This window comes from Pseudomonas sp. EL_65y_Pfl1_R83, from assembly GCF_963970695.1.
In the GTDB taxonomy this organism is placed as follows: domain Bacteria; phylum Pseudomonadota; class Gammaproteobacteria; order Pseudomonadales; family Pseudomonadaceae; genus Aquipseudomonas; species Aquipseudomonas tritici.
Genome location: NZ_CAXAQI010000277.1, coordinates 1 through 504 on the forward strand (window position 1 = coordinate 1; position 504 = coordinate 504).

Here is a 504-nt window from a genome sequence, read left to right on the forward strand (position 1 = left end):
GGCGCTCGATGCCCCGGCGACGCCGGAACGTATCCTGGCGGCGCTGGCACGGTGATCGACTGGGCAGCGGCGCTAGAGGCCCGTGCGGGAGGCGCTCCGGTCGCGATGGTGACCATCCTAGCGGTCGAAGGCTCTGCCCCTCGCGGTGCCGGCACGCGGATGCTCGTCGACGCCGACGGGCTCTGGGGCACGATCGGCGGCGGGCAGCTCGAGCATCTGCTGATCGAGCAGTCACGGCTTATCCTGACGCATCCGCCCGGCACCTGGCGGGTGCAAGATTATCCGCTTGGTCCCCTCCTCGGCCAATGCTGCGGGGGGAGGGTCCGCGTGCTCATCGAGAATGTCGACGCCACCAGACTGAACTGGCTCGACCGAGCCGTTCCTGGACAGTGTATCGAGCATCGTTTCGGGTCGTGCCTTATAGAGCGGATCGCTAGCTGCGAGGAGGTGGTTCCGATCAGGGCTGGCGGCGACAAGCCGGGCGTGGGTTCGGTGTCAATCGTG

The 504-nt window shown here is 67.7% G+C and carries 1 protein-coding gene; it reads left to right on the forward strand.

The annotated features are described in order from the left end of the window. Window positions 1-51 precede the first annotated feature (51 nt). Window positions 52-504: XdhC family protein (locus AACY08_RS28855; RefSeq protein ID WP_339472496.1), on the forward strand; the 453-nt coding region annotated here is incomplete at its 3' end.